Source organism: Piscicoccus intestinalis NBRC 104926, assembly GCF_001515525.1.
GTDB lineage: Bacteria > Actinomycetota > Actinomycetes > Actinomycetales > Dermatophilaceae > Kineosphaera > Kineosphaera intestinalis.
The window spans coordinates 1-26,988 of record NZ_BCNQ01000008.1 but is presented as its reverse complement, the minus strand read 5'-3'; the positions used below and the strand labels follow the sequence as shown (position 1 = coordinate 26,988).

General features: G+C 71.5%; 21 protein-coding genes and 3 tRNA genes. 14 read left to right on the top strand and 10 right to left on the bottom strand.

Annotation, left to right across the window (positions count from 1 at the left end; all coding sequences use genetic code 11):
• Positions 1-74: 74 nt before the first annotated feature.
• On the top strand, positions 75-1,781 hold the full coding sequence (locus tag PINTE_RS02695; RefSeq protein WP_068425857.1) for a CYTH and CHAD domain-containing protein: 1,707 nt from the start codon (positions 75-77) through the stop codon (positions 1,779-1,781).
• A gap of 78 nt (positions 1,782-1,859) precedes the next feature.
• Here PINTE_RS02695 and PINTE_RS02690 read toward each other — a convergent pair.
• Both PINTE_RS02690 and dacB read right to left on the bottom strand, forming a co-directional pair.
• Positions 1,860-1,933: transfer RNA gene (locus PINTE_RS02690), tRNA-Gly, on the bottom strand.
• 239 nt (positions 1,934-2,172) lie between these two features.
• The gene (gene dacB, locus PINTE_RS02685) at positions 2,173-3,501 is read right to left on the bottom strand and encodes a D-alanyl-D-alanine carboxypeptidase/D-alanyl-D-alanine endopeptidase (protein WP_084343148.1); all 1,329 of its coding nucleotides are present in this window, start codon (positions 3,499-3,501) and stop codon (positions 2,173-2,175) included.
• A gap of 378 nt (positions 3,502-3,879) precedes the next feature.
• Here dacB and dcd point away from each other — a divergent pair, with 378 nt between their 5' ends.
• The 5 genes from dcd (at position 3,880) to PINTE_RS02660 (ending at position 9,624) form a co-directional block, all read left to right on the top strand.
• Positions 3,880-4,455 (top strand): dCTP deaminase, encoded by a 576-nt coding sequence (gene dcd / locus PINTE_RS02680; protein WP_068425851.1) that lies wholly within the window; start codon positions 3,880-3,882, stop codon positions 4,453-4,455.
• Positions 4,456-4,534: 79 nt separating this feature from the next.
• Positions 4,535-5,212 carry an alpha/beta hydrolase gene (locus PINTE_RS02675; RefSeq protein ID WP_068425848.1) on the top strand — a complete coding sequence of 226 codons (678 nt, stop codon included), beginning with the start codon at positions 4,535-4,537 and terminating at the stop codon, positions 5,210-5,212.
• A 31-nt stretch (positions 5,213-5,243) separates the two neighbouring features.
• Entirely contained in the window at positions 5,244-5,933 is a 690-nt protein-coding gene (locus PINTE_RS02670; RefSeq protein WP_068425845.1) for a TetR family transcriptional regulator, read from the top strand.
• Complete coding sequence (locus tag PINTE_RS02665; protein ID WP_068425842.1) at positions 5,927-7,654, top strand: ABC transporter ATP-binding protein; 1,728 nt, start codon at positions 5,927-5,929, stop codon at positions 7,652-7,654. Before PINTE_RS02670 ends, PINTE_RS02665 begins: the two co-directional genes overlap by 7 nt.
• Positions 7,651-9,624, top strand: a complete 1,974-nt coding sequence (locus PINTE_RS02660) for an ABC transporter ATP-binding protein (RefSeq protein WP_068425839.1) — start codon at positions 7,651-7,653, stop codon at positions 9,622-9,624. Before PINTE_RS02665 ends, PINTE_RS02660 begins: the two co-directional genes overlap by 4 nt.
• A gap of 147 nt (positions 9,625-9,771) precedes the next feature.
• Here PINTE_RS02660 and PINTE_RS02655 read toward each other — a convergent pair whose 3' ends face one another.
• From PINTE_RS02655 to PINTE_RS02645, 3 genes are all read right to left on the bottom strand, one after another.
• The gene (locus PINTE_RS02655; RefSeq protein WP_217996470.1) at positions 9,772-10,365 is read right to left on the bottom strand and encodes a DinB family protein; all 594 of its coding nucleotides are present in this window, start codon (positions 10,363-10,365) and stop codon (positions 9,772-9,774) included.
• 81 nt (positions 10,366-10,446) lie between these two features.
• Positions 10,447-11,745: an MFS transporter gene (locus tag PINTE_RS02650; RefSeq protein ID WP_068425837.1), complete on the bottom strand. Its 1,299-nt coding sequence runs from the start codon at positions 11,743-11,745 to the stop codon at positions 10,447-10,449.
• 216 nt (positions 11,746-11,961) lie between these two features.
• Positions 11,962-16,140: a heterodisulfide reductase-related iron-sulfur binding cluster gene (locus tag PINTE_RS02645; RefSeq protein ID WP_068425834.1), complete on the bottom strand. Its 4,179-nt coding sequence runs from the start codon at positions 16,138-16,140 to the stop codon at positions 11,962-11,964.
• 506 nt (positions 16,141-16,646) lie between these two features.
• On the opposite strand from PINTE_RS02645, the gene cysK reads away from it, so the two are divergent.
• The 3 genes from cysK to PINTE_RS02630 all read left to right on the top strand — a co-directional run bounded on the left by cysK (position 16,647) and on the right by PINTE_RS02630 (position 18,873).
• Positions 16,647-17,573 (top strand): cysteine synthase A, encoded by a 927-nt coding sequence (gene cysK / locus PINTE_RS02640; protein WP_068425831.1) that lies wholly within the window; start codon positions 16,647-16,649, stop codon positions 17,571-17,573.
• Between the two features lie 125 nt (positions 17,574-17,698).
• Entirely contained in the window at positions 17,699-18,493 is a 795-nt protein-coding gene (gene epsC / locus PINTE_RS02635; RefSeq protein WP_373280133.1) for a serine O-acetyltransferase EpsC, read from the top strand.
• Positions 18,484-18,873, top strand: coding sequence for an Rdx family protein (locus PINTE_RS02630; protein WP_245642764.1), 390 nt, complete (start codon positions 18,484-18,486; stop codon positions 18,871-18,873). The genes epsC and PINTE_RS02630 overlap by 10 nt, the downstream gene beginning before the upstream one ends.
• Before the next feature lie 250 nt (positions 18,874-19,123).
• Here PINTE_RS02630 and PINTE_RS02625 read toward each other — a convergent pair whose 3' ends face one another.
• On the bottom strand, positions 19,124-19,444 hold the full coding sequence (locus PINTE_RS02625; RefSeq protein WP_068425828.1) for a hypothetical protein: 321 nt from the start codon (positions 19,442-19,444) through the stop codon (positions 19,124-19,126).
• Between the two features lie 109 nt (positions 19,445-19,553).
• On the opposite strand from PINTE_RS02625, the gene PINTE_RS02620 reads away from it, so the two are divergent.
• Positions 19,554-19,643: transfer RNA gene (locus PINTE_RS02620), tRNA-Ser, on the top strand.
• 68 nt (positions 19,644-19,711) lie between these two features.
• Here the strand turns inward: PINTE_RS02620 and PINTE_RS25220 are convergent.
• A complete protein-coding gene (locus PINTE_RS25220; protein WP_084343146.1) occupies positions 19,712-19,894 on the bottom strand; it encodes a DUF8730 family Cys-rich protein in 183 nt (60 codons plus the stop codon).
• 478 nt (positions 19,895-20,372) lie between these two features.
• Here PINTE_RS25220 and PINTE_RS02615 point away from each other — a divergent pair, with 478 nt between their 5' ends.
• The 3 genes from PINTE_RS02615 (at position 20,373) to PINTE_RS02605 (ending at position 22,882) form a co-directional block, all read left to right on the top strand.
• On the top strand, positions 20,373-21,488 hold the full coding sequence (locus tag PINTE_RS02615) for a LacI family DNA-binding transcriptional regulator (RefSeq protein WP_306304840.1): 1,116 nt from the start codon (positions 20,373-20,375) through the stop codon (positions 21,486-21,488).
• Positions 21,489-21,802: 314 nt separating this feature from the next.
• Entirely contained in the window at positions 21,803-22,006 is a 204-nt protein-coding gene (locus PINTE_RS02610) for a cold-shock protein (RefSeq protein WP_068425825.1), read from the top strand.
• A 162-nt stretch (positions 22,007-22,168) separates the two neighbouring features.
• Positions 22,169-22,882 carry a DedA family protein gene (locus tag PINTE_RS02605; protein WP_245642762.1) on the top strand — a complete coding sequence of 238 codons (714 nt, stop codon included), beginning with the start codon at positions 22,169-22,171 and terminating at the stop codon, positions 22,880-22,882.
• Between the two features lie 25 nt (positions 22,883-22,907).
• On the opposite strand, the gene PINTE_RS02600 is transcribed toward PINTE_RS02605, so the two are convergent.
• On the bottom strand, positions 22,908-24,473 hold the full coding sequence (locus PINTE_RS02600) for an LCP family protein (protein ID WP_068425822.1): 1,566 nt from the start codon (positions 24,471-24,473) through the stop codon (positions 22,908-22,910).
• Between the two features lie 342 nt (positions 24,474-24,815).
• Between PINTE_RS02600 and PINTE_RS02595 the strand changes: the two genes are divergently transcribed.
• Positions 24,816-24,906, top strand: a tRNA-Ser gene (locus PINTE_RS02595).
• A 3-nt stretch (positions 24,907-24,909) separates the two neighbouring features.
• Here PINTE_RS02595 and PINTE_RS02590 read toward each other — a convergent pair.
• A complete protein-coding gene (locus PINTE_RS02590; protein ID WP_068425819.1) occupies positions 24,910-25,521 on the bottom strand; it encodes a phosphatase PAP2 family protein in 612 nt (203 codons plus the stop codon).
• A 4-nt stretch (positions 25,522-25,525) separates the two neighbouring features.
• Positions 25,526-26,917 carry a bifunctional glycosyltransferase family 2/GtrA family protein gene (locus PINTE_RS02585; protein ID WP_245642761.1) on the bottom strand — a complete coding sequence of 464 codons (1,392 nt, stop codon included), beginning with the start codon at positions 26,915-26,917 and terminating at the stop codon, positions 25,526-25,528.
• Positions 26,918-26,988 lie beyond the last annotated feature (71 nt).

Genomic DNA, 26,988 nt, shown 5'->3' with positions numbered 1-26,988 from the left:
CACGGACCGGACCGCGTTCATCGGGGCGGACCAACGACCGGGACGGGCGCGAGGCCCGTTCGTAGAATGGGCGGATGGGTGAATCCGCGCTGGAGACCGAGCTGAAGTTCGACCTGCCCGCGGGTGCCAGGTTGCCGCGGTTCAAGGGATCCGGGCCGATCGCCGAGGTGTCGTCGGCGCGGCGCATGACCCAGACCGCCGTGTACTACGACACCCCCGACCTCGCGCTGCTCGACGCGAAGCACACGCTGCGTCGGCGCACCGGCGGCACCGACTCCGGCTGGCACCTCAAGACGCCCGGCGGCACCGGGGAGGGCGGCGTGCTGCTGCGGCGCGAGTTCCACGAGCCCGCCGGCTCGGCGCGCAGCCCGATCCCGAGCACCCTGCGGGCTGCGGTCGCCCCGATCATCGACCGCGAGGTGCTGCTGCCGGTGTGCGTGCTGCGCACCGTGCGCGTGCGGCGCCGCCTGCTCGACGCCGACGGCACGCTGCTGGCGCTCGTCGAGGACGACACCGTCGAGGCCTGGCGGCCGACGGACCTGCGCGGATCGGCGGGGGAGGGCGGCACCGTCTCCTGGCGCGAGGTCGAGGTCGAACTCGCCGATCCTGCCGCGCCCGGCACCCTGGAGGCGGTGCGCTCGGCCTTCGCCCGCGCCGGACTGCAGCCCTCGCCGGCGCCGTCGAAGCTGGCCCGTGCCCTCGACGAACTCGGGCTGCGACCCGGGCCCTCGGTGGCGGTGCCGCCGCAGGTGTCGCTCGAGGCCGACCCCAGCGGCGCCCGGCTCGCCGTGTGGCGTTACGCCGCAGCGCAACTCGGCGTCGTGCAGGCGCTCACGGAGCCGGTGCTGCAGGACGCCCCGGACGCCGTGCACAAGATGCGCGTGGCCACCCGCCGCCTGCGCGCGACGCTGCGCACGATCCGGCCGTGGCTCGACCGCGACGCCACGCAGCGCGTGCGACGTCAGGTGCGGTGGCTGACGCGGGTGCTGGCGGGCGCGCGCGACGGCGAGGTGGTGCGCGAACGCATTCTGTCCGAGCTCGATGAGCTGCCGCGCCGCGACGTGCGCGCCGGGGTGCGCCGGCGGCTGCGGCGGGAGCTGGACGCGACCCACGCCGCCGCGCACGCGGAGGCGGTCGACGCGCTCGAAAGCGCCCGGTACGCGCGGCTGCTCGCGACCGTCGCCGACTTTCTGCTGGACCTGCCGTGGCGACGCCGGTCGAAGCGTTCGCTGCACGACCTGCTCATGCGGGCGACCCAGCGCGTGGAAGCGCGCGCGCTGCTCGCCGACGCCGCGGAGACCCCGGTCGAGCGGGAGTTCGAGCTGCACGAGGTGCGCAAGAAGGGCAAGGCCGCGCGGTACGCCGTCGAGGCCGCGACGAAGTGGGCGCCCGAGGAGGCCGATCCCGGGGAGCCAGAGGAGAACGAGAACGTCGAGGACAGCGAGGCGAACGCCGGGCCGGAACAGGCCGGGGAGAGCGGCCAGGCCGGCGAGGCGAATGCCGGGGCGGCCGAGCCGCAGCCCGCCGATGACCCTGCCTCGGAACTCGCGGCCTGGGTCGACCTGCAGGAGCTGCTCGGCGACTACCAGGACGCGGTCGTCGCTCGGGAGGTGTTGCGCCGGTACGCCAAGGCGGCTCAGTCCGACGGGCAGGACACCTACACCTACGGCGTGCTCGTGGGCCGGGAGACCCAGCGCCTCCTGGACAGCCAGGCCCGCGTGGACAAGGCCCTGCGCCGCGCGCTCGGCGCCCGGGAGTCCGCGGGCGGCGGCGCGGCGTAGCGCGGCGAGGAGAAGCGCCTCGCCCCGACGAGATGCGAACGGCCCCGATCCGCGTAGATCGGGGCCGTTCGTCGTGCCTGGAGCGAGCGACGGGAATCGAACCCGCGTATTCAGCTTGGGAAGCTGATGTTCTACCATTGAACTACGCTCGCATCGCCGCAGACCAGAGGCGCTTTTCGAACTCGTGCGCGACTCCGGGAGGCCAGCGAGATCGACGCTTCCGCGGGCCTTGATCCGTGGTCACGCTGATCGCCGGTGAGTCTACCCGACCGTCACCGCACCCCGCGCCCGACCCGGCCGCAACCGGGCGTCGACCCGGCGTCCGCCCCGGCTGCAACCTGGCTCGATCCCGCTCCGACCCGCCTCCGGGAGCGCCGCGGGACTCGCGGGCCTACAGCTTGCAGCCGACGGTGCTCGTGGCGAGCGTGTCGAGGGCGCCGCGCACCGAATCGGCCCGCGTGTCACCGTTCTCCAGGAACGCGAAGATCCGGGTGCGGCCGTCGACGCCGCGGGCAATGCCGGCGAGCGTGATCGCGTCGCTGAGCGTGCCGGTCTTGGCGGAGACCCGTCCGGCCGCGCACCGGTGCGCGGGGGACTTGAAGCGTCCGCCGAGGGTGCCGGTCTGGCCCGCCACGGGCATCGCGGTGGGCACGAACACGACCGCGCGGTCCGCGGCGCTGGCGTTGAGCTTGGCGAGCACCCGCACGAGCGTGCGCACCGGCATCCGGTTGGTGCGCGACAGGCCCGAGCCATCGCGCGCGACGTAACCGGCCGTCGGCACCCCGTGGGTGTCCAGCACGCTCTTGGAGTGGGCGAGCGCACCGTTCCACGTGCCGGGCTTGCCGGCCATCACCGCCGACATGCGCAGGATCGCCTCGGCGTAGTCGTTGTCGCTGTGGCTGAGCATGTGCCCGAGCATGGCCTTGACCGGCACCGACGGGCTCGTCGCCAGCGTCGCGCGGGCCGCCGGGGCCTTGCCGCGGCCGTAGCGCACCACGGTGATGCCCTGCCGGGCCAGTTGGGCACGCACGACGTTGCCGGCGGCGATCGTGCCGTCCGGGCCGCGGTAGCCCGTCAGGGTCAGGCTCCGCACGAGTTGCGCGTTCTTGACGAGGTAGTCGTTGCGCCACCCGCTGGCGAGCGTGGCCGGCCCGAAGAGCGAGTCGTCGAGATACAGGTTGACCTTCGTGCGCTTCTGGGCCTGCAGCGTTTTCGCCGTCCGCTGCGCCATGGCCGTCAGCCGGCCCGGGGTCAGCGTCGGATCGCCCGCGCCCACCACGTAGACGTTGGCCGGGTTGTCCTTGGACTGCGCTGTGCGCGTGACGATCTGGTAGTTCGGGTCCATCGACCGGAGGGCCACGAAGGCCGTGACGATCTTCTGCGTCGAGGCCGGCATGCGGGTGGTCGCGGCCTTGCTCGCCCAGACCACGGAGCCGGTGCCGCCGTCGACCACATAGCCGCTGAATCCCTTACGCAGGAACTGGCTTCGGGACGCGGCCGTCAGCGATCGGGAGACCTTGAGCTCCATCGCCGTGGCGGCCGGTGCCGCCTGGGGTGCGACCGCGGGGGCGGCCATCGTCGCCGCGTTGCTCAGCGTCGTGGTCGCGACCTGTTCGACCGCCGCGCCGGGCAGCAGGTCCGTCTCGTGCACCACCACGGCGGCGCCGGGCAGCACGAGCCCGACTGCGCAGGCGGCCGAGAGCACGCGGCGATGACTCATGGCGGCGGTCCTGTCGTCGAGGCGGATCTGCAGGACGAGAGCTCCCCCGGACCGGTCGGTGGAGCGCCCAAGGCGGCCGACGCCCCTCCGACGCCGGCCGCCATGGCCGCTCCACGTTCCGTTGCGCTCGTGACCCCCTCTTCGGCCTGCCTCGACGCGGGCTGAGTCGACTTTGAGCAAAAACTGGGTATAGCGAGAACCGCCTCGCGGCCAACGGATTCCATGTCGGACGCCGGTGGGCGTCGCCGTCGGCGTCAGGCGAGGGCTGCAGTTCGTGATAGAAGGGGCGGCGCCGGGGCGGTGGGCGGCTCGACAGAAAAGATGCGTCGCCGGGGCGGTGGGCCGGCTGCGCGGCGCGGCGCGGGTAGCCTGAGCGCCGTGCTCCTGTCAGACCGCGACATCCAGGCCGAGGTGAGCGCCGGGCGCGTGCGCCTCGACCCCTTCGACCCGGCGATGATCCAGCCGTCCAGCATCGACGTGCGGCTCGACCGCTACTTCCGGCTGTTCGACAACCACAAATACGCGGTCATCGACCCGGCCCAGGAACAACCCGAGCTGACCCGGCTCGTCGAGGTCGACCCGCAGGAGTGCTTCGTGCTCCACCCCGGTGAGTTCGTGCTCGGCTCCACCTACGAGGCGGTCACCCTGCCCGACGACGTCGCGGCCCGGGTCGAGGGCAAGTCCTCCCTCGGGCGCCTCGGCCTCCTCACGCACGCGACCGCCGGGTTCGTCGACCCGGGCTTTTCCGGTCACGTGACGCTGGAGCTGAGCAACGTCGCCACGTTGCCGATCAAGCTGTGGCCGGGTATGAAGATCGGCCAGCTGTGCTTCTTCCGGCTCAGCAGCGCCGCCGAGCATCCGTACGGCAGCGCGGCGCGCGGGTCGCACTACCAGGGGCAGCGGGGCCCGACGGCCAGCCGCTCGCACGCCGGCTTCCACCGCAGCCGCGTCTGACTCACGCCCCCGAGCATCGCCGCGGCGCCGTGGCCTGCTCCGGAGCCGGGGGCCGGCCCGTCGGGTCTACGCTGAGCCCGTGCGGCCCACCGGCGATCCGCCACCCGCGACCGACCGGCCGCACGTGTGGCTCGAACCCTCCGACACGCCTTCGGACGCCGTGGTCGTGCTGCTCCACGGCGGGCCCGAGCGCGGTTTCCGGCAGGCGCCCCGCTGGGGCGCCCCTTACCTGCGGATGCTGCCGTTCGGCCGCGTCGTGCGGGAACGCTCCGGTGACCGGATCGCCGTGGTGCGGGTGCGGCACCGGCACAACGGCTGGAACGGTCGGCGGGAGACCACCGCCGTCGAGGCGACGCACGTGCTCGACCGCATCGCCGCGCAGGCCCCGGGCGTGCCGGTCGGTCTCCTGGGGCACTCCCTGGGCGGTCGCACTGCGGTGCGCGTCGCCGGGCACCCGTGCGTGCGTAGCGTCGTCGGCCTCGCGCCGTGGCTGCCGCCGGGCGAGGACCCCACCCCGTTGCGCGGCCGGGAGACGCTGCTCGTGCACGGCACCCGCGACCTGGTCTGCGACCCCGCCGAGACCGAACAGTTCGTCGCCGCCGCGACCGCGGCGGGCATCGACGTGCGGCTCGAGCGCCTCGCCGGGGTCGGGCACCTCATGGTGCGGCACGCCCGCCTGTGGCACGAGCTGGCCGCCGAGCACCTCGTGCGCACGCTCCTCGATCAGACCCCGGGAGCGACCGACAACGATTTTTGAGTGAGCGCTCACTCAACCTATTCTGGTCGGCGTGAAATCCCGACGTTCGGCGCCGCTGAGCCCGCACGACCGCCGCCGCGAGCTCGTCGACGTCACCGTTCAGCTCGTGCGTGAGCGGCACGAGGTGCCGAGCACCCGAGACATCGCCGCGGCCGCCGGCATCGCCGAGGGCACGATCTTCCGCGCGTTCGACACCAAGGACGCGCTGCTCGCGGCGGTCGTCGGCGCCGTCGCCTGCCCGGTGCCGTTGCGTCGCGCGCTCGAGGGCGTCGATCCGCAGCTGCCGCTGCGCGAGCGCACCGAGCTCGCGGCGCGGCTGCTCATGCGCCGGTTCGCCGAGCTGTTCGACCTGCTCGGCCCGCTCGGCGTCATGGGGCCGCCGCCGCACCACCCGCATCCCGACTGCCCCGAACCCGAGGCGCGCATCCCGGCCGCGGCGCCGAGCGAGACCGCTCTGGCGCGGCTGTTCGCCGCCGACGCCGACCGGCTCCGGCTGCCGCCGAGCGAGTTCGCGCACGCGCTGAGGCTGCTCGCGTTCGCGGGCGGCTCCCGGCACGTCGCCGAGGCGGCGCTGACCCCGGAGTCGGTCCGCGATCTGCTGCTCGACGGGGCGCTGCTGCGCGAGGGCGCACCCCCGCTGGGCGCCGCGATCGCCCCCACCTGCTGCGCCGGCCCGGCGCCGACGACATCCCCGTCCCACCCGAAGGAGAACCCGTGCTGAGCCGACTGTTGCGCACCTACCTGGCGCGCTATCGGGGGGCGCTCATGGCGGTGCTCGTCCTGCAACTCATCGCCGGCATCGCCGGCCTGTTCCTGCCGAGCCTGAACGCCGACATCATCGACAACGGCGTGGCCGTCGGCGACACCGCGCACATCTGGTCGGTCTCCGTGTGGATGCTCGGCTTCAGCCTGCTGCAGGTGATCACCCAGATCGGCGCGGTGCGCGCCGGGGCCCACGCCGCGATGGGCCTGGGCGCCGACGTGCGCTCGGCGCTGTTCCGGCGGGTCATGAGCTTCTCCGCGCGCGAGGTTGCCTACTTCGGGGCGCCGTCGCTGATCACCCGCAACACCAACGACGTGCAGCAGCTCCAGCAGCTGGTCGTCATGGGCTGCATCATGCTCGTCGCCGCACCGATCACCATGGTCGGCGGCGTCGTCATGGCGCTGCGCGAGGACGTCGGGCTGTCGTGGCTCGTCGCCGTCTCCGTGCCGGTGCTGCTCGTCGCGGTGCTGCTCATCATCCGGCGCATGGTGCCGCTGTTCCGGCTCGCCCAGCGCCGCCTCGACGCCGTCAACCGCGTGCTGCGCGAACAGATCACGGGCATCCGCGTGGTGCGGGCTTTCGTGCGCGAGCAGCACGAGCGCGAGCGGTTCGCGGTGGCCAACGACGAACTGACCGACACCCAGCTGGGGGTCGGGCGGCTCATGGTGCTGATGTTCCCGATCGTCATGTTCGTCATGAACGCCTCGACGGTCGCCGTGCTGTGGTTCGGCGCGCAGCGCGTCGACGCCGCGCAGATGCAGGTCGGGGCGCTGTTCGCCTACATCAGCTACCTCATCCAGATCCTCATGAGCGTGATGATGGCGACGATGGTCGCCACGATGATCCCGCGCGCCTCGGTCTCCGCGGAACGCATCATGGAGGTGCTCGACACCCGCACCACCGTCGTGCCGCCGGAACATCCGACGCCGATCGGCGCCGCCCGGGGGCTGCTCGAGCTCGACGACGTGTCGTTCACCTACCCCGGCGCGCAGTCGCCGGTGCTGTGCGACATCTCGTTCACGGCCCGGCCCGGCACGGTCACCGCGATCATCGGCTCCACCGGTTCCGGCAAGACGACCCTGATCAACCTGCTGCCGAGGCTGTTCGACGCCACCGGCGGCGCGGTGCGCCTGGACGGCGTGGACGTGCGTGACATCGAGCCCGAACAGCTGTGGAGCCGGGTCGGTCTCGTGCCGCAGCGCCCGTACCTGTTCAGCGGCACGGTGGGCAGCAACCTGCGCTACGGCAACCCCGACGCCACCGACGAGCAGCTGTGGGAGGCCCTCGAGGTCGCCCAGGCCGCGCCGTTCGTGCGGGCCATGGAGGGCGGTCTGGAGGCCCACATCGCGCAGGGCGGCACGAACGTCTCCGGCGGGCAGCGGCAGCGGCTGTGCATCGCCCGGGCGCTCGTGGCCCGGCCCGAGCTGTACCTCTTCGACGACTCGTTCTCCGCGCTCGACCTCGCCACCGACTCCCGGCTGCGGGCCGCGATGCGCCCGTACACGCGGGAGTCGACGGTCGTCATCGTCGCCCAGCGGGTGTCGACGATCGTCGATGCCGACCAGATCGTCGTGCTCGACGCCGGCCGCATCGTCGGCCTCGGCAGGCACGAGGAGCTGCTGGAGTCGTGCCCGACGTACGTCGAGATCGTCAAGTCGCAGCTGGCGGTGACCGCATGAGCACCGACACCCGTTCGCGCCGGCCCGCGCCCGGTCAGCGTCGCGGCCCCGGCGGCGGCCCGGGCATGGCGATGCCCGTGGAGAAGTCGCTGAACTTCTGGGGTTCCAGCGCCCGGCTGCTGCGCCGGCTCGCGCCGCTGCGCACCTCGCTCATCGGCGGCCTCGCGCTGACGATCGTCTCGGTGATCCTCTCGACGCTCGGACCGCGGGTGCTCGGGTGGGGCACCGACCTCATCTTCGCCGGGTTCATCGGCTCCCGGCTGCCCGCGGGCGTGAGCAAGGAGCAGGTCGTCACGCAGCTGCGGGCCTCCGGCGAGACGACGATGGCCGACATGATCTCGGGCATGAACGTCGTGCCCGGGCAGGGCATCGACTTCGCGGCCCTGGGGCGCATCCTGCTCATCGTCATCGCCCTGTACGTCGTCGCGTCGCTGCTCATGTGGGCCGCGGGGCGCGCCTTCAACTACGTGGCGATGAGCGCGATGCGCCGGCTGCGCGCCGACGTCGAGGACAAGCTGCACCGGCTCCCGCTGAGCTACTTCGACACGCGGCCGCGCGGCGAGCTGCTGAGCCGGGTCACCAACGACATCGACAATCTCGGGCAGAGCCTGCAGCAGACCTTCGGGCAGCTGCTGAACTCGCTCGTGCAGGTCGTCGCGATCCTCGTGCTCATGCTGTGGATCTCGCCGCTGCTCACGCTCATCGCGCTGATCTCGATCCCGCTGTCGGTCGGGGTCACCGCGCTCGTCGCGCGCCGCAGCCAGAAGCTGTTCATCCGGCAGTGGGACCGCACCGGCGAACTCGGCGGCCAGGTCGAGGAGGCGTTCACCGGGCACGAGCTCGTCACGGTCTTCGGGCGGCGCGAGGAGGTCATCGCGCAGGTCGAGAGCACCAACCGGGAGCTGCAGAAGGCGGCCTTCGGGGCGCAGGCGGTCAGCGGCATGATCATGCCGATCATGTTCTTCGTCGGCAACCTCTCGTACGTGCTCGTCGCGGTCGTCGGCGGGCTGCGCATCACGGCCGGTGCTCTGACGCTCGGCGACGTGCAGGCCTTCATCCAGTACTCCCGCCAGTTCACGCAGCCGCTGACGCAGGTGGCCTCGATGGCCAACCTGCTGCAGTCGGGCGTGGCGTCGGCGGAGCGGGTGTTCGAGCTGCTCGACGCCGACGAGCAGGTGCCCGACGTCGCCGGGCCCGCGGTCGAGGGCTCGCGCGGGCGCATCGCGTTCGAGCACGTGAGCTTCGCCTACGACCCGGCCAAGCCGCTCATCGAAGACCTGTCGCTGGTGGCGGAGCCGGGCCAGACCGTCGCGATCGTCGGCCCGACCGGAGCCGGTAAGACGACGCTGGTCAACCTCATCATGCGGTTCTACGAGCTCGACGCCGGGCGGATCACCCTCGACGGGGTCGACATCACCGACCTGTCCCGGCACGAGCTGCGCGACGAGATCGGCATGGTGCTGCAGGACGCGTGGCTGTTCAAGGGCACGATCCGCGACAACATCGCCTACGGGCGGCCGGGCGCCACCCAGGAGGAGATCCTGGAGGCGGCCCGCGCCACCTACGTGGACCGGTTCGTCGCGCACCTGCCCGACGGCTACGACACGGTCATCGACGACGACGGCACGAACGTCTCGGCCGGCGAGCGGCAGCTCATCACGATCGCGCGGGCGTTCCTGTCGCAGCCCTCGCTGCTCATCCTCGACGAGGCGACGAGCTCGGTCGACACCCGCACCGAACTGCTGCTGCAGCAGGCGATGGCGGCCCTGCGCAGCGACCGGACGAGTTTCGTCATCGCCCACCGGCTCTCGACGATCCGCGACGCCGACCTCATCCTCGTCATGCAGGCCGGCCACATCGTCGAGCAGGGCAGCCACGAGGAGCTGCTCGCCCGCGACGGTGCCTACGCCCGGCTGTACAACGCGCAGTTCGCCGGGGCGATGGTCGACGAGGAGGGGTCCGCGAGCTGACCGAGCGACCTCGGCCGGAGCCGGTCAGCTCGGCGGGTGCCGGTCTCCTCGCCGGAGGCCGGTCACCTCGCCGGGGCTGGTCTCGCCTCGCCGGAGGCCGGTCTCCTCGCCCGGAGCCCGGCCTCCTCGCCCGGCTCGGTCGATCGATCAGGCGGGCTGCCAGGGCTGGATGAAGGGGTTGCCGGGCCGGCCGGTGACGGCGAGGTCGAGGCCTCCGGCGCTCGCCCCGTCGAGCTGCTCGCGGATGATGTCGGCGTGGCCGGCGTGCCGGGCGAACTCCTCGACCTGGTGGAGCAGGGCGTACCGCACCCGGGTGGGCGTGGGCTGGGGGCGGTCGTCCCAGGGGGCGGCCGGCTCGTACAGGGTGTCGTTGGGGTCGAGGCGGCCCAGCTCCTCCAGGAGCCGGGAGGTGGCCGCGTCGAAGTCGGCGAGCGCGCCTGCGAGGGTTTCATCGTCGGTGAGCGCGAAGCTGGCGTTGAAGGCCTTCGCGTGCTCGGCGAAGGCCTCCGGGCTCGGCGGGCCCTGGGTCGCGGCCCGAGACCGCCGACTCCAGCCGCCGGCCACGTAAGCGCAGTGTTTGAGGATTCCGCCGATCGACAGGGCGCTCGCGCACGGGGTCGCGCGGGCCTGCTGTTCGGTGAGTCCGTGCGCGCTGTTGCGGATCGCCTGTATCTCGTGGGCGACGTAGGCGACGAGCTCGTCGATCTCGGTGCGGACGGTGGGGGTGACCATGAGAGCCATCGGGAACTCCTTGCCTGGCGGGTTCGATGACCTCACCATGGCTGGTGCTGCGGACGGATCCCGGCCGCTGGTTCGCGGGGCTCAGTGGTCGAGGCCGCGGTGCACGGTCTCCCGGACGGCGAGCGCGCAGGCCAGCGAGATGACGCCGACGGCCGCGACGTACAGCCCGACGGCGGTGGAACCGTAGGCGGCCTGCAGGGCGGTGGCGACCAGCGGCGGCAACGAGCCACCGAGGATGCCGCCGATGGAGTACGCCATGCCGGCTCCGCTGTACCGGAATCGGGTGGGGAACAGCTCGGGCAGGAACGCGGCCATGGGGCCGAAGCACAGGCCCATGATGCCGAGCGCCCCGGCCAGCGCGAGCCAGATGAGGGCGAGGTTGCCGGTGTTCATCAGCGGGAACATCGCCGGGCCCCAGACGATCGAGGCCGCGCACGCGGTGACGATGACCTTCTTGCGTCCGACGCGGTCGCTCAGCGGTGAACTGACGATGGTGCCGGCGGCGAGCGCGAGCACGGCGAGCATGGTGAGGGTGAGCATCGTCGTCTGCGGGATGCGCAGGGTGCGGGTGCCGTAGGCCAGGCAGTAGGTCGTGGCCGTGTAGAAGAGCGTGTACTGGATCGTCATGACACCGGCTCCGAGGAGCAGGTGGCGCCATTCGTGCCGGAAGACGTCGAGAACGGGGATGCGGGCCTGGTCCTGGGCGTCCATGACCCGCTGGAAGACGGGGGTCTCGGAGATCTTCACGCGGATCCACAGGCCGATGAGCACGAGCACGATGCTGCTGACGAACGGCACGCGCCAGCCCCAGGCGGCGAACGTCGCCGCGTCCTGGTTGAGGCGCACGACGAGGAAGACCGCGTTGGCGGCGATGAATCCGACCGCCGGGCCGAGCTGGGGGAACATGCCGTAGAAGCCGCGCTTGCCCTCCGGGGCGTGCTCGGTGGCCAGGAGCGCGGCGCCGCCCCATTCGCCGCCGAGGCCGATGCCCTGCAGCACACGGAGCACGACGAGGATGACGGCGGCCGCCAGCCCGATGCTGCCGTAGTCGGGCACCAGGCCGATCGCGACCGTCGACAGGCCCATGAGCAGCAGCGAGACGATGAGCACCGACTTGCGGCCGATGCGGTCGCCGAAGTGCCCGAACAGCATGGAGCCGATGGGGCGGGCGAGGAAGGCGACGGCGAACGTCGAGAACGCCGCGAGGGTGCCGGCCGTCTCGGACAGCTCCGGGAAGAACACGGTGTTGAGCACGAGGGCGGCGGCGATGCCGTAGGCGTAGAAGTCGAAGAACTCGATCGTCGTGCCGATGAGGCTGGCGACCGCGACGCGGCCCATCGGTTCCTGTCGCGCCGCGGGGGCGTGGGCGTCGTGCGTCATTGCTGCCTCGTGCTTCGTCGCGTGGGTTCACAGCGCCGGCGGGTGGCGGCGAAACGTGTGACGCCCCACGTGATCCCACTGGCAAGCGAGAGGTATACCACGCGGTGCGGAGCCGGTTCGCGGCGGTCGCACACGAGTCTCTTGCGAATTGGTGGTCTCACGCAGCAGGGGCCGGACACATGCTCGATGTGCCCGGCCCCGTCCGCGTTCGCGCGCTCAGTCGCCCTTGAGGATCTTCAACGCCTCCGACGCGGCGATCGTCTTTCCGTCCGCCGCCTCGAGGAGGCGCTGCCACGCCGCGTTGCCTGCGTTGCCTGCCTTGCCTGGCGATCCGGCCTGCTGCGCCTCCTGCGCCGCCGGAGCCGCCTCGACCCCGTCGCGCGCAGGTTCGGCAACCGCAGGCGCCTCAGGCTCAGCCTGGGCGTCGGACTCGGACTCGGCTTCGGGATCCGACGCTTGTGCTGCAGCCTCCGGCTCCACTGCGGCCGCCGGCTCAGAGGGCGATTCGGACGCCGGCTCCGGAGCCGGTTCGGCCGGCGCAGATTCCTCGGCCTCGGCGGTGTCCGTACGGGCCTCTGCGGGCTCCGCGGCCTCAGCGGCCTCAGCGGCCTCAGCGGCCTCAGCGGCGTCGGGGACCTGGGCTCCGTCGGACGACTGGGCGGCGTCGGGGGCGTCCGAGGGCTGATCACCCGTCGTGCCGAGGAAGCCTGCGAGGGCCTCTCGGGCGGTGGGCACACCCTCGGGCTTCGGCAGGGCGTCGGCCGGAGGCTCCGGTGCGGGCGCCTGCGGACGGCGCTCCTGCGCAGCCTCCGGCTCGGGCGCTTCGGCTGCGGACGCTTCCTGCGGATCGGGTTGCTTTGTCGCAACTGCCTCCGGCTCCGACGGCTCAGCCTCCGTCGACTCGGTCGTCTCTTCCGCCTGGGGCGCCTCGAGCGCTTCGGCGTCGCGTGCCTGCGGCTCCTCGGGCGTCTCGACAGCCTCCGCCGTCTCGGCGGGCTGCACGGCTTCCGGCTGCTGGGGCTCTTCGGGCGCTGCCGCGCCGCCGCCGGCGGCGTACTCCCGCAGCATCACGAGGGCCTCCGACGCGGGGATGATCCGACCGTCGCCGCTGGGGAACGGAGCCCGTCTGGTCGACGTCGCCGACGCAGCGGGTGCGCTCGCCGCGGGTGCCGACGGTGCCGCGGGTGCCGACGGGGCATCCGAGGTAGCCGGGGCGTCGGTCGGCGCCTCAGCCGCGGCCTCAGCAGGCGCAGACTCACTAGCGACCGGTTCGGCAACGGAGGCTTCCGGCTCCCCGGCCTCGTCCGGCGTCGGCTCCGCAGCCTTCTCCGCCTCGGCGGCCTGCGCAGACTCCTCAGTCTCTGCCTGCGTCTCAGCCGTGACCGGCTCTTCGGCCTGCGCGGGCTTCTCGGCCTCCGCAGGCGCCTGCCCCGCCGGAGCGCCCGACTGGGCGCGCAGCATCGCCAACGCATCGGTAGCCGACATGGGCTTGCCGTCGCCTCGCGGCGCAACAGGTGCCGCCGGAGCCGCGGGCTCAGCGGTCTTCTCGGCCGCGGGTGCCGCCTGCGCGTCCGGCTCGGGCTCAGCCTTCGTGTCGGCCGCGGGTGCCGCCTGCGCTTCCGGCTCGGGCTCAGCCGCTGGGGCTTGCTCCGCCTCTGGCTGCGCATCGGCAGACTTCGCTCGCATCATGGCGAGCGCGTCGGAAGCGGACATGGCCTTGCCACCACCGCCGGCAGCCGCGGCCTTGGGGGCCTGCGTCGACTCCGCGGCTTGCGACGGGGCCTTCGGCGCCGGCTGCTCCACCTGAGGCTCGGGCTGTGCGTCGGTGTTCGCCTCGGCGACACCGGCGCCGTCGGCGCCGAGCGCCTCGTCGGCCTCGGTGGGAGTACGGTCGTCGACGTCTCCAGCGGCCGCGGACGTGCCGGCCGCCGCGGCAGCCGCCGAACGCTCCTCGGTGCGTGTGGCCGCCGACAGCCGCTCCCCTCCGGCCGGCGCGGCGGGCTGCGCCTCGCGCTCGACCTCGGCGTTCTCGTCGAGACGGGCACCGGGCACCTCTGCCGTTTCGCCGGCGCCATCGGTCAGCGCGGTCGCGCCCGACGATCCGCCCGCGGCCGGTGCGGGCTCTTCGGTCTTCTCCGGTGCCCGCACCGCGGCGAGCAGCATCTGCGCGACGTCGACGACCTCGACGTTGCCGGGTGCGGACCCGTCGGCCTGGGCCGCGGTCAGCCCGTCGGAGAGCATCACCCGGCAGAACGGGCAGCCGATCGCGATGCGCTCGGCGCCCGTGGCCACCGCCTCCGCGGTGCGGTTGTTGTTGATGCGGGTGCCGAGCTTCTCCTCCATCCACATGCGCGCGCCGCCGGCGCCGCAGCAGAACGACTTCATGCCCGAACGCGGCATCTCACGCAGCTCGACGCCCGGGAGCGCGCCGAGCAGCTCGCGCGGCGGAGCGTAGACGTTGTTGTGCCGACCGAGGTAGCACGGGTCGTGGTAGGTGACCGTCTCCGCGGTGGACGCGACGTCTTTGGCGGAGGCGTTCCACGGCCGCGACACCGGCACGAGCTTCTTGTCGCGCACGAGCCGGTTCAGCAGCTGGGTGTGGTGCACGACCTCGAAGTTGCCGCCCACCTGCGGGTACTCGTTGCGGATCGTGTTGAAGCAGTGGGCGCAGGTGACGACGATCTTCGTCGCACCCGCCTCCTTGAGGGTCTCGACGTTCTGGGCGGCGAGCATCTGGAAGAGGATCTCGTTGCCGGCTCGCCGGGCCGAGTCGCCGGTGCAGGCCTCACCCTCACCGAGCACCGCGAACGAGACGCCGGCGGTGTGCAGCAACTCCGCCACCGCCCGCGTCGTCTTCTTCGCCCGGTCTTCGTACGCGCCGGCACACCCCACCCAGAAGAGGTAGTCGACCTCGGACAGCGACTCGACGTCGGAGCCGACGATCGGCACGTCGAAGTCGAGGCCCTTGGCCCAGTCCAAGCGCAGCTTGCTCGCCATGCCCCACGGGTTCTGACGCGACTCCATGTTCTTGAACAGGCCGCCGAGTTCGGCCGGGAACGCCGAGTCGATGAGCACCTTGTGGCGACGCATGTCGACGATCGCGTCGACGTGCTCGATGTCGACGGGGCACTGCTCGACACACGCGCCGCACGAGGTGCACGACCACAGCACGTCGTCGTCGATGATCGCGTCCGGCCCGTACGCGTCGTAGGCCGTGAGCGGGTGGTCGCCGCTGTAACCGGTGGAGCCGACCAGCTGGGCGCCCGCCAGGGCGCGGGTGTGCTCCGGGAGGGCGGCCCGCTCCTCCTCGGTCGCCTGCAGGTACGGCGCCTTGGCGTGCGCGTGGTCGCGCAGCGTCATGACGAGGAGCTTGGGGGAGAGCGGCTTGTCGGTGTTCCAGGCCGGGCACTGGCTCTGGCAGCGGCCGCATTCGGTGCAGGTCGTGAAGTCGAGCAGGCCCTTCCAGGTGAACTGCTCGACCCGGCCCACGCCCATGGCGACGTCGGCGTCCTCGTCTTCGGCCATCTTGTCCATGACCTCTTCGAGGTTCTCGGCGGTGACCTTCTGGCCATCGACGACCATCGGCTGCAGCTCGCCGAGCGAGGTGCGCCCGTCGGCGTGCCGCTTGAACCAGATGTTGAAGAATGCGAGGAAACGGTGCCAGGCGACACCCATCGTCGGGGTCAGGGCCACCGTGATCATCCACGCGAAGGACACGATGATCTTCAACATGGCGAACAGGTAGATCGCCTCGCGGATGCCCTGCTCGCCCAGGCCCATCCACAGCCCCGACAGCCAACCGGTGAGCGGGAAGTGCAGCGCGATGTTCAGCTGCGGCTCGACGATCCGCATGAGCGCCGCTTCGAGACTGCGCAGCACGAGGATGCAGAAACCGACCGCGGCGATCGTGAACTCGACGTAGTAGGCCTGCCACCAGGTCGACCCGAAGAAGCGGCTGCGCCGAGGCGGCATGGTGTTGCGCGGGTGCCGCTGCTGGCGCACGACGACGAGGTAGCCGATGGCGAAGACCGTGGTCCACGCGAGCAACTCGACGATCCACTCGAAGGGCGGGAAGTGCCCGATGATCGGCAGCACCGCCTCGGCCTGGAACAGCTGGAGGAAGGCGTTGACCAGCGTGGCGAACAGCACGATGAAGGCGATGGCCGTGATCCAGTGCGCCACCGCGACCGCGGGTAGTCGAGCCATGCGGGTGTGACCGAGGAACTCCCGCAACAACGTGACCGTGCGGGTAGTGGGTTGATCCGTGCGCGACGCATCGACTGCGCCCAGACGGAACACCCGCACGTACCGGAAGATCGCGCGGAAGAAGAGCACCCATCCGACGGTTCCGATGGTGAAGCTCAGGAGGATCGCAACCAGCTGCAAGGCCGACATGGGTGAAGCATACGGATGGGGTAGGACAAGACGCTCGCGGATCGGTGATTCGCTGGTGAGGCGACGTTTCGACGAGCGGAGGCGGTCCCTGCAGTCATCCGAGACACGCCCCCGCCCGCGCCACCCTCGCGGCCCCCTCGCACGCCCTCGACGGCCCGCGTCGATCGGGCTCCGGCCGAACCTCGCAGCGAGCCCCGGCCCGGAAACCGGCTCCGGAGTCGATTCCATTGACGCGCTGCCGAATTCGCCCGAACTGAGGCCGAAGGGAGCCTGTCCGAATCCCGCGTGGCCCCGCTCACCTGCGACAGCGACGTTCGACACCTGAGACCGCGGCACCGTTCCGCACCGAGGTGGCATAAGTTGATCTTGGAATATTCATAACGCGCTGGTGGGTTGTCCGTGAGGACAACGCATCGACACGGTCGATCGGCGGCGGGGCTACAGAGGGTCACGACCGGCGAGCCGGACACCCGGCGGACCGTCCACTACATCGAAAGGTTCTGGCAGTGCCCATCTACGACGATGTGACCGCTCTCATCGGACGCACCCCGCTCGTGCGGATCAACCGGATCATCGAGTCCGACGCCACGGTCGCGGCGAAGCTCGAGTTCTACAACCCCGCGAACTCGGTCAAGGACCGCATCGGCGTCGCGATCATCGACGCCGCCGAGGCCGGCGGCAAGCTCAAGCCGGGTGGCACGGTCGTGGAGGCCACGAGCGGTAACACCGGTATCGCGCTCGCCATGGTCGGCGCGGCCCGTGGCTACAAGGTCGTGCTGACCATGCCCGACACGATGAGCAAGGAGCGTCGGGCGCTGCTCAAGGCCTACGGCGCCGAGCTCGTCCTCACCCCCGGCTCCGAGGGCATGAAGGGCGCGGTGAACAAGGCCGAGGAGATCGGCGCTTCGGACAACGCGGTGCTCGCGCGCCAGTTCAGCAACGCGGCCAACCCCAAGATCCACCGTGAGACCACCGCGGAGGAGATCTGGAGCGACACCGACGGCAAGGTCGACATCGTCGTCGGTGGCATCGGCACCGGCGGCACGATCGCCGGCGTCGGCCAGGTGCTCAAGGAGCGCAAGCCCGAGGTCAAGATCGTGGCGGTCGAGCCTGCGGAGAGCCCGATCCTCAACGGCGGCCAGCCCGGACCGCACAAGATCCAGGGCATCGGCGCGAACTTCGTGCCCGAGAACTACGACGCGAACGTCGTCGACGAGGTCATCGACATCGACGCCGGCACCTCCGTGGAGTGGGCCCGCAACGCCGCCACGCAGGAGGGCCTGCTCGTCGGCATCTCCTCCGGGGCCGCCCTCGCCGCCGCCGCGCAGGTGGCCGCCCGCCCCGAGAACGCGGGCAAGCTCATCGTCGTCATCATCCCGTCGTTCGGCGAGCGTTACCTGTCCACGATCCTGTTCGAGGGCATCGTCGACTGACGTACGTCGAGTACCCCGCGCTCCCGGCGGACCCTTCGTCCGCCGGGAGCCGCGGCGCTCGAACCCCTCCCACATGTCTCGAATTGCGCACCCCGCGAGCCGTTCTCGTCTAAGGAGATGACCACGTGTCCCAGGCTCAGCAGTTGCAGACCACCGATACAAGTGCCCCCCGCACGGGCCCCGCGCTGCGGCTGGTTCGCCAGGCCCGCAGCGTGATCCCGACCAGTACGAGTGGCCGGGACTCCGCGAACGGCTCGCTCGAAGAGCGCACCGTCGGCGTCGACGGCGCCGAACTGTCGCACCGCTGTGCCAGCGAAGAGGTGTCCGGACCGCGACGGCTGTGGCGGCGCGTGCGAGACACCGTCGTCGAGGACCTCGACGCGGCCGTGGCTCGCGATCCCGCCTCGACGTCGCGGACGCAGATGGCGATCGTCAGCCCCGGCCTGCACGCGATCTGGGGGCACCGCGTGGCGCACAAGATGTGGGAGCACGAGCGGCTGAGGCTGCCGGCTCGCGTGCTGTCGAACGTCATGCGCGCCACCACCGGTGTGGAGATCCACCCCGGTGCCACGATCGGTCGTCGCTTCTTCATCGACCACGGCATGGGTGTGGTCATCGGCGAAACGAGCGAGATCGGTGACGACGTGATGCTCTACAACGGCATCAACCTCGGCGGGCGCACCCTGGAGAAGGGCAAGCGCCACCCGACGATCGGTAACGGGGTCACCATCGGTGCCGGCGCCAAGGTGCTGGGCAACATCGAGATCGGTGAGCACGCGCAGATCGGGGCCAACTCCGTCGTCGTCAAGCCGGTCCCGGCTCACTCCGTGGCCACTGGCATCCCCGCCAAGCACCGCCCGCTGGGCCGCCGCGAAGACCCCTACGAGGCGATGTTCGCCGAGCCCGAGCTGTGGATCTGAGCCCGCACACCGACTCCGAACACACGGCTGCGCCGCCGTCCCCGCACCGGGGGCGGCGGCGCGTCGTCATCTCCTACTGCACGCAGTGCCGCTGGATGCTGCGTGCCACCTGGATGGCACAAGAGCTGCTGACCACCTTCGCCGACGACCTCGAAGAGGTGACCCTGGCCCCCGGGCGCGGCGGGATCTTCCGCATCGACGCCGGCGCCGACGACAGCCTGGAGCCGGTGTGGAACCGCAAGCGCGACGGCGGTTTTCCCGAGATCGGCGAGCTGAAGCGGCGGGTGCGCGACGTCATCGCCCCCGACAAGAGCCTGGGCCACCACGACCGCGTCGGGCGGTCGACGCCTCCGGGCGCGGCCACCGGCGACGGCGCGTGAGCGCTCGCGCTTTGACGCCCGTGCCGACCGGCTAGCCGCTGGCGTTCGCCGCCGCGCCCGGGTGACTCGCGGGGACCGCTGAGAGGCTGGACGACGGGCCTCGGCACGGCGCTGCGGGCGTCACGCCGCTGCGCGCTTACGCAGCCCCGACACACGGCCAGGAGGGCGCCCCACGGATGGGGCGCCCTCCTGGCATCCATGACTTGAACTCCGCCGACCGTCGGGCCGGCGGAGTTCAAGATCAGCTGTCTCAGATGGTGGGCGGCGGAGCCGGCGGGTAGGTCGTGGTCTCGACGACGGTGACGTCGTCGGCCTTCTTCTCGGCCCGCTTCTCGTCGACCTTGGCCTTGGCGTTGTCCTTGGCCTGGTTGGCCGCGCCGGTGAGCTTGGCCTGCACCTCGGGCGCCTTCTCCTTGACGGTGGCGCTCGCGGTGTTGACCTTCTCCTGCACCCGCGGGTCGTGCCACAGCGAGTCGGCCTGGGACTTGATCTGCTCGTAGCGGCCGCGACCGTCGCGAGCGCCCAGGACGTAGCCGATGGCGATACCGGCGATGAGCATCAGCCTCTTCATCAGTGCTTCCTTTCGTAGAAGTCGCTTGCACCGGACTCTATGTGCAGCGTCCGTTCGACGCGAGCCGAGACCCCTTCGGATCCGGCGTTAACGTAGTGAGAAGCATCATGGAGGGCTCGCATAGTGGCCTAGTGCGGCGGTCTTGAAAACCGCTATGTCGGTGACGGCATCGTGGGTTCGAATCCCACGCCCTCCGCCACGTGCCGCCGGAGCACGCGCCGCGCGCCTCGCGCGCTCAGGGGTGTCGGCCGGATGTCGGCCCGCTGGTCAGCGCCCGAGCAGGCGCGCGATCAGGCCCGAGACAGCAGTACTGCCAGCGCTGCCCGGGGCGGAGCGGGTGCACGTGCACCGCGACTCGGGCGGTACTCCACGCAAGACCTGTTCCACGTGCTGCCCGCAGCCTCGCCAGCTCGTTTTGCCGCACCGTGAGCACGTGACCCGCTGGCACATGTGAACGCCTCCTTCTCTCGCCTCCGCCGTTCGGAAGCGGTGGCGAGATAATACCCCCTGGGGTATCGACCAACATTGAAGACGCCCGCCGGGCCTGCCTGCGACTGAGGCCCATGACGCCTGAGACCCTCGGGTCGCTGCGGCCCTCGTATCGGCCTGCGGGATGGCGTCTCAGGTGCCGAGACGGGACCGCCCGGCTGCCGCGAGACCGGCTCCGCGGAGACGGTTTCGCGACACCCCGGGGGTCCAGTCGGATGGCGCGGGCTCACGTGCGATAGGAGGTGGGGCGGCCGGGCGCGGCGAATGCGTTTGGCATCGCGGAGACTTGCGGAGTCCGGCCGGCGAGACTGCCGGGGGTGCGAGGCACGAAAAGCCGCAAGAGCCGCTCCGCGAAACCCCAGGTCACCGGCTCTTTGCGCAAATATGTGATTTCGGCCACAGTGAAACGATCGATTTAGGGCCCCGTGCTTGCGCAACGATGGGGCGCATGGCGGGTGTGACAATGACCATGGTGGCCAAGGCATCCGGTGTCTCAGTGAGCACCGTGTCCCACGTCATCAACGGCACACGCCCGGTCGCCTCGGCCACGCGACAACGCGTGCTCGACGTCATGGCCGAACTCGGATTCACGCACAAGCCCGTCGCCCGCTCGCTCGCGGCCGGTTCGACCGTCACCATCGGTCTGTCGATGTCGTGGGTCTCCAGCATGTACGGCCAGGAGCTCGTCGCCGGCATCGAGGAGGAATCCCGTCGGCAAGGCATGCAACTGTTGTTGTCCGACACCCGCGACGACGAGGACCGCGAGGAGCGCGTCGTCGCCAACCTGCTCGCCCATCACGTCGGCGGCATGATCATCGCCCCCACCGCGAACTGGCAGGGTTCCGCGCTGCGCCTCCTGCACGAGCACTCGGTGCCGTTCGTCGTCATCGACCGCCTCCAGGACATGCGCGTCGACCAGGTCGGCGTGGAGAACGAGAGCGGGTCGGCCGCGGTCGTCGAGCACCTGCTGCAGGTCGGACACCGGAGAGTCGGGATCATCGCCGGGCGCCCCGGGTTGGGCACCACGCGGGAGCGGCTCGAGGGCTACCGGCTCGCCCACCGCCGCCGCGGGGTGCGCATCGACGAGCGGTACATCGTCGACGGCAACTCCACCGAGCAGGGCGGCCGCCGCGCGATGGCGCAGCTCCTGGCGCAACGGCCGGCCCCGACCGGCGTGTTCATCGGCAACGACTCGATGACGATCGGCGCCCTGCGTGCCCTGCGTGAGGCCGGCGTCGACGTGCCCGGGCAGATGGCGCTCGTCTGCTTCGACGACTTCCCGTGGGCCGACGTCTTCCATCCCCGCCTGACCACCATCGCCCAACCGAGCTTCGCCATCGGGGCCCGCGCCGTGCAGCTGCTCGTCCGCCGCCTCAGCGACCCGCAGGCCCCAGCCCAGACGCTACGGCTGGCCGGCGACGTCGCTCACCGCGAATCCTGCGGCTGCCAGGGCCGCGGCCCCCGGGTCGACTCCTTCGACGACCGCGTCGTCGTCTCCACCTCGCGGCGCACGAGCACGCCCGACCCGGTCGGTACGCAGCCCACCCGGCCGTGAGGTGTGTTGCAGATCGATGACGCTTCCGGATCCGGCGCCGCTCCTCGCCGCTCATCGCCCCGTGAGGCGCTGACCTGCCGCGACGACATCCGCTGTGAGGCGGGTCCACCTGGCCCCCGGCGCCGCGGCGCGCGCGCCGACGCGTGCTAGCGTGGGCGACGGTTGCATGTGCAGTTCCTCGCAGTTCGCGAAAAACCCGGTCGACGGCGGACAGACCCCCGACGCCGGCCCGCTCGTGTGGGGTAATGCGGCAGCCTGGACACCACGAAGTGTGGGGTCCATTGGCCGAACAAAGATAGAGAGTTGTTTTCCCCATGGCACAGGGCACCGTCAAGTGGTTCAACGCCGAAAAGGGCTTCGGTTTCATTGCTCAGGACGGCGGCGGCCCCGACGTTTTCGTCCACTACTCCGCGATCCAGACCAGCGGGTACCGTTCCCTGGACGAGGCGCAGCGCGTCGAGTTCGAGGTGACGCAGGGCCCCAAGGGCCCGCAGGCCGACGCTGTTCGTCCTCTCTGACGCTCTGACCAGGCGTTCAGACCAACGCTTCCCAGCGGCCCCCGGCACCACGCCGGGGGCCGCTGGCTGCGTGCGGGCACCCGCCCCCGCTCAACTCCGCGGTCTTGGCGACGACTGGAGCATCGACCGCAGTACCGCACGAGCCGACCGCGGGCGGAGCCGATGAACGAACCGGAGCCGGGCCCCGCCACCGGCGACCCCCGCCGCGCGCGCGACCCGCGGGTGTGGTGCTCCCTGGCGATCAGCGTGACGATCGCCTACGGCCTGATCTTCCTGCCGCTGCGGCCCCTGCTGCTGGCGCTGTCTCCGGAGGCGCTGGCGGCCATCACTGGCTCCCGGCTGGCGCTCATCGCCCTCGGCGTGCTGGCCCGCACGGGCGAGGCCACCCTGTGGTGGCCGGTTCCGGTGGCGATCGTCTCGATCATGAAGTTCCACTGGGTCTACTGGTGGGCCGGGCGGCTGTGGGGCCGCCAGGTGCTCGAACGATTCGGCGGCACGACGAAACGCGCCCGTCGCCGGATCGCCCGCGCCGAAGCCCTCGTGCGCCGCTACCAGGTGCTCGCCATCGCTGCGACGTACGTGCCCGTACCGGTGGCCCGCGAGGTCGTGCTCGCCGGCATCGGCTCCGCCGGGGTGCGGTTGCGGACCTTTCTGCTCGTCGACCTCGCCATCGCCATCGTGAGCCAGCTCGCCTGCGTCGCCGTGGGACTCGCCATCGGCGAGCGCGCCGTGCCGCTGCTGCGCCAGTACGCGGTGTGGGCCGGGCTGATCTCGCTCGGCGTGCTCGCCGCCATGATCGTCACGTGGTGGCGCGGGTGGCGCGGCAGCGCCGCCGCCCGCCGCCACGACGAAGGGGCCGAGACCGGCTCCGGGTAGGGCACCAGATCAACAGGTCAGTAGGTCAGCAGGCTTGGGCGACGTCGACGAGTCCGTCGGTGGTCGTCGTGCTCGTGGGCGTGGCGCCGGGGGGGGTGCGCGTCGCGGTGGCGGTGCGGGTCGGGCTCGAGGTGCGCGTCGAGGTGCCGGTCGCGTCGCCCGTCGCCCCGGTCGTCGGCGACTCGCCGGGCATCGGGCCGCCGCTGATGGCCTGCTGGACCATCTGGTGGATGAGGTCGTAGTCGGGATTGCCGACGCGCACCACCTGGTTGCTGAACGGCAGGCTGCGGATCGTGCCCTGCTGCATGCGCACCGCCAGCTGCGCGAACGCCCCGAGGTGCTGCTGCGGGATGTTGGTGTAGATGTTGTTCTTGGCCACCTGCGCGATCGCCGGGTAGCGCTCCAGCATCATCGTCGGGTTGACCTGGCGCACGAGCGCGCCCACCATGCAGCGCTGCCGGCGCATGCGGTCGAAGTCGTCGGTCGTGGCGCGGCCCCGCGCGAACCACATCGCGTGGTAGCCGTCGAGGTGCCGCGGGCCGGGTTCGATCCAGCCCCGGATGCTGCCCGGCACGATCCGCCCGTTCTCCACCTTGCCGCCGATCGGCACGCGTTCACGCACGGTGATGTCGACTCCGCCCATCGCGTCGACGAGCGCGGTGAAGCTCGACATGTTGACGACGATGTCGTAGTCGGGGGTCAGGCCCGTCACCCCCGTCACTGCCTCGTTGAGGGCGGTCAGGCCCGGCTTCGGGTTGCCGGGGTAGAGGTGGCTGTTCTTCTCGCCCTCCATCCACACGTCGTTGAGCAGGCAGTCCTGAGCGCACCGAAAGCCGTTGGGCCAGACCGTCTTCAGCGGGCTCGTGTCGGGAAACGGCACCCGCTCGAGGTTGCGCGGCAGGCCGAACAGGATCGTGTCGCCGGTGGCGGTGTCGATGCTCGCCAGCATCATGGAGTCGGTCCGCACGCCCTGACGGTCGTCCTCGGAGTCGGCGCCGACGAGCATGACGTTGACGCGCGGCGTGTTGGCCCACGGGTTGGGCCCGCCGGCGAGCTGCGATCCGGACTGGTTGAACAGCGAGGTCAGCAGGTCGCGGTGGGCGGCGACGTCGCGGACCCCGACGGCGGCGGGCGCCACGAGCACCGCGCACAGCAGGCCGACGGTGAGCGTGGCCAGCGCGTGCATCCACCGCCCGGCCGGCCGCGGCCAGGTGATGACGCCGGTCCACACGACGGAGGCGACGACCACGACGAGCGCCACGACGGCGCCGATCGCCAGCGTGGTCAGGAACGTCGGGTCGAGCGCGAGCGCGAGTGCCCCCTCGGGGCCGCGGACCGTCAGGTAGATCGCCGCGCCCACGACGATGACGACGACGGCTGCGAGCAGTGCGCCACCGCTCTTGCGGCGACCCGTCAGGAGCAGACCCGACCCCGGCAGCAGCGTGCCCAGCGCGGTCAGACCGAGGAAACGACGGTATCCGTGCGCCGGAGCCGGTGTGGGCGCCGCGTGCGCGGGCGCGCGACGAACGCCGGCGTCGACCGTGGGAATCGTCGTCGGCGTCACGTAGCGATCGTGCGGAAGGTGACTCATCAATCCTCGTCTCGCCGGCCTCGACCACCCCCGTGCAGCTTCAATGCAGGTCAGGCCTTCTCCATGATGCCCATACGGCGTGACTCGGGCAGATGTGTGGAGAACTTTCGGCGTGGCGCGTCACGAGCGCCGTCGGGAACGTGGGCCGGCAGGCTGATCGACCGGCGGATGTCTTCGGTGAAACCTCCCTCCAGTATCGGCGTCGGGCCTGAACGGCCGCTGTTAGGGGTGGTGAGACGGCCTGCGTCAACTGCGCCGGAGTTGATTTGGGGTCGCGCTGGGCGCTCCGGTAGCCTGGCGTCTGCTGTCGTCGCCCCTGGGGTTCTGGCGATTCGACAGCGTGGAGGCGTCGCCTAGTCCGGTCTATGGCGCCCGCCTGCTAAGCGGGTTTGGGGGTTAAACCCCATCGAGGGTTCAAATCCCTCCGCCTCCGCCGTCAGACGCTCCCGTGATTGCTCACGGGAGCGTCTTCGTCTGTCGACCCCCTCGCCTCGCCGTCGGCGCGGGTGCGGCGGCGCAGCAGGCGGCCGAGACCGGCTCCGAGCGGTACCCCGATGAGCCAGCCGACGAGCACGTCGCTGGCCCAGTGCGACCCGAGGTAGACCATCGAGAACCCGACGAGCGCGACGCCCGCGCCGAGCAGCGCGGTGACCACCGCCCGGGCGCGGCGCGAACGCCAGGCGGTGACGGCGACGAACGCGGTCGCGGCGGCCGACGTGAACGCGGCGTGCGTGGACGGGAAAGCGAACCCCTCGCCGGCCAGCATCGTCAGGTCGGCGGGCGGGCGCGGGCGCGCGATGACGTCCTTGAGGGCGCTGACGCCCACCCCGGCGATCCCGACCGCGAGCACCACCGCGGCCAGCTGTCGCCAGGCGCGCGCGAACAGCGCGATGACCAGTGCGAGCGTCTGGAGCACCGCCATCGTGACGACGTCGGTGCCCGCGACGCCGAGCGTCACGGGCACCAGGTCGACAACCGGATTGCGGTGGGAGGCGAGAAACTCCAGGACGCTCAGGTCGATTCCGTCGAGGGGGTTCGCGCTCCACACGCTCCTATCCTGCGGCCACCGGCTGGATCGAGTCTGACGATCCCGCGGTGGGTCGTTCACCGAGCTGCCGCCACGCCTGTGCCAGTCCGCGCTGGACCGGCGCCCGGGATCCTGCGTGGGGCTCGGTGTCCAGCGGGCGGCCCGGCTCCGTGGGCCGCCCCGCGGCCGGCTCATTGCCCGGCTCTGTGGCCAGCTGCGCCGGCTCCGGCTCGAAGTTGCCGTCGCCGGCCGGGCGCAGCCGAGAACGGAAGACGACGAACTTCACGACGGTCGCGGCGACGTTGGCGAGGCCGACGACGGCCGTGGCGATCGCGGTCGGCGCCTGCGGGGCGAGCGCGCCGAGGGCCCAGATGGCCGCGGAGCTGAACGCCCACGTCAGTGCGAAGATCGCCAGGCCCTGGGCCTGTAGCCCGAGCGCGCCCGCACGGCCGCGGGCGCCGAACGTGAAGCGGCGGTTGGCGCCGGTGTTGAAGATCGTCGCGATGAGCAGCGCGAGGGTGTTCGCCAGCTGCAGCGCCATGCCGCCGGCGCCGAGCAGCGCGAAGAGCCCGAGGTGCAGCACGGTGCTGGCCACCCCGACTCCGGCGAACCGGCCGATCTCGCGACCCAGCCCGCCGCGCAACCGGCCGCGCCCCATCGCCGCGGCGATGCGCTCGACCGGGATGTCGCCGGTGGCCAGCCGGCGGCGCAGGAGGCGCATGCCGGCGAGGTCGTCGAGGGCGGTCCGGGTGACGTCGACCCGGCTGTCGGGGTCGTCGTACCAGTCGACCGGCACCTCCGCGATGCGCAGGCCGCAGCGCTGGGCGATGACGAGCAGCTCGGTGTCGAAGAACCACGCTGTGTCCTGCACATGCGGCAGCAGCTGCGCGGCGACGTCCGCGCGGATCGCCTTGAAGCCGCATTGCGCGTCGGTGAAGCCCGCGTCGAGCCCGGTGCGCAGCAGCAGGTTGTAGCAGCGGGAGATGAATTCGCGCTTGGCGCCGCGCACGACCCGGGCTCCGGGGGCCAGCCGGCTGCCGATCGCCAGGTCGGAGTGGCCCGACATCAGGGGTGCGACCAGCGGCCACAGCGCGTCGAGGTCCGTCGACAGGTCGACGTCCATGTACGCGAGGATGTGCGCGTCGGAGGCGGTCCACACCTGCTTGAGCGCCCGCCCGCGGCCCTTGGCGGCCAGGTGCACGACCCGCACCCGCTCGTCGGTGGCGGCGATGCGGCGCGCGACCTCGAGGGTGGCGTCGGTGCTCGCGTTGTCGGCGATCGTCACGCGCCAGGGGTAGGGGAAGGTCGTCTGCAGGTGCTCGGTGAGGCGCCGCACGCAGGCGCCCACCCCCGCCTGCTCGTTGTACACGGGGATGACGACGTCGAGCACGGGCCGGACGGTCGAGGTGGTGCTCATCAGGATTCCTTTCACAGCGTGTCGGGTGCCGGCCGTGGTCGGCGGGATGTGCGGTGTCGTGGGGGAGGGGG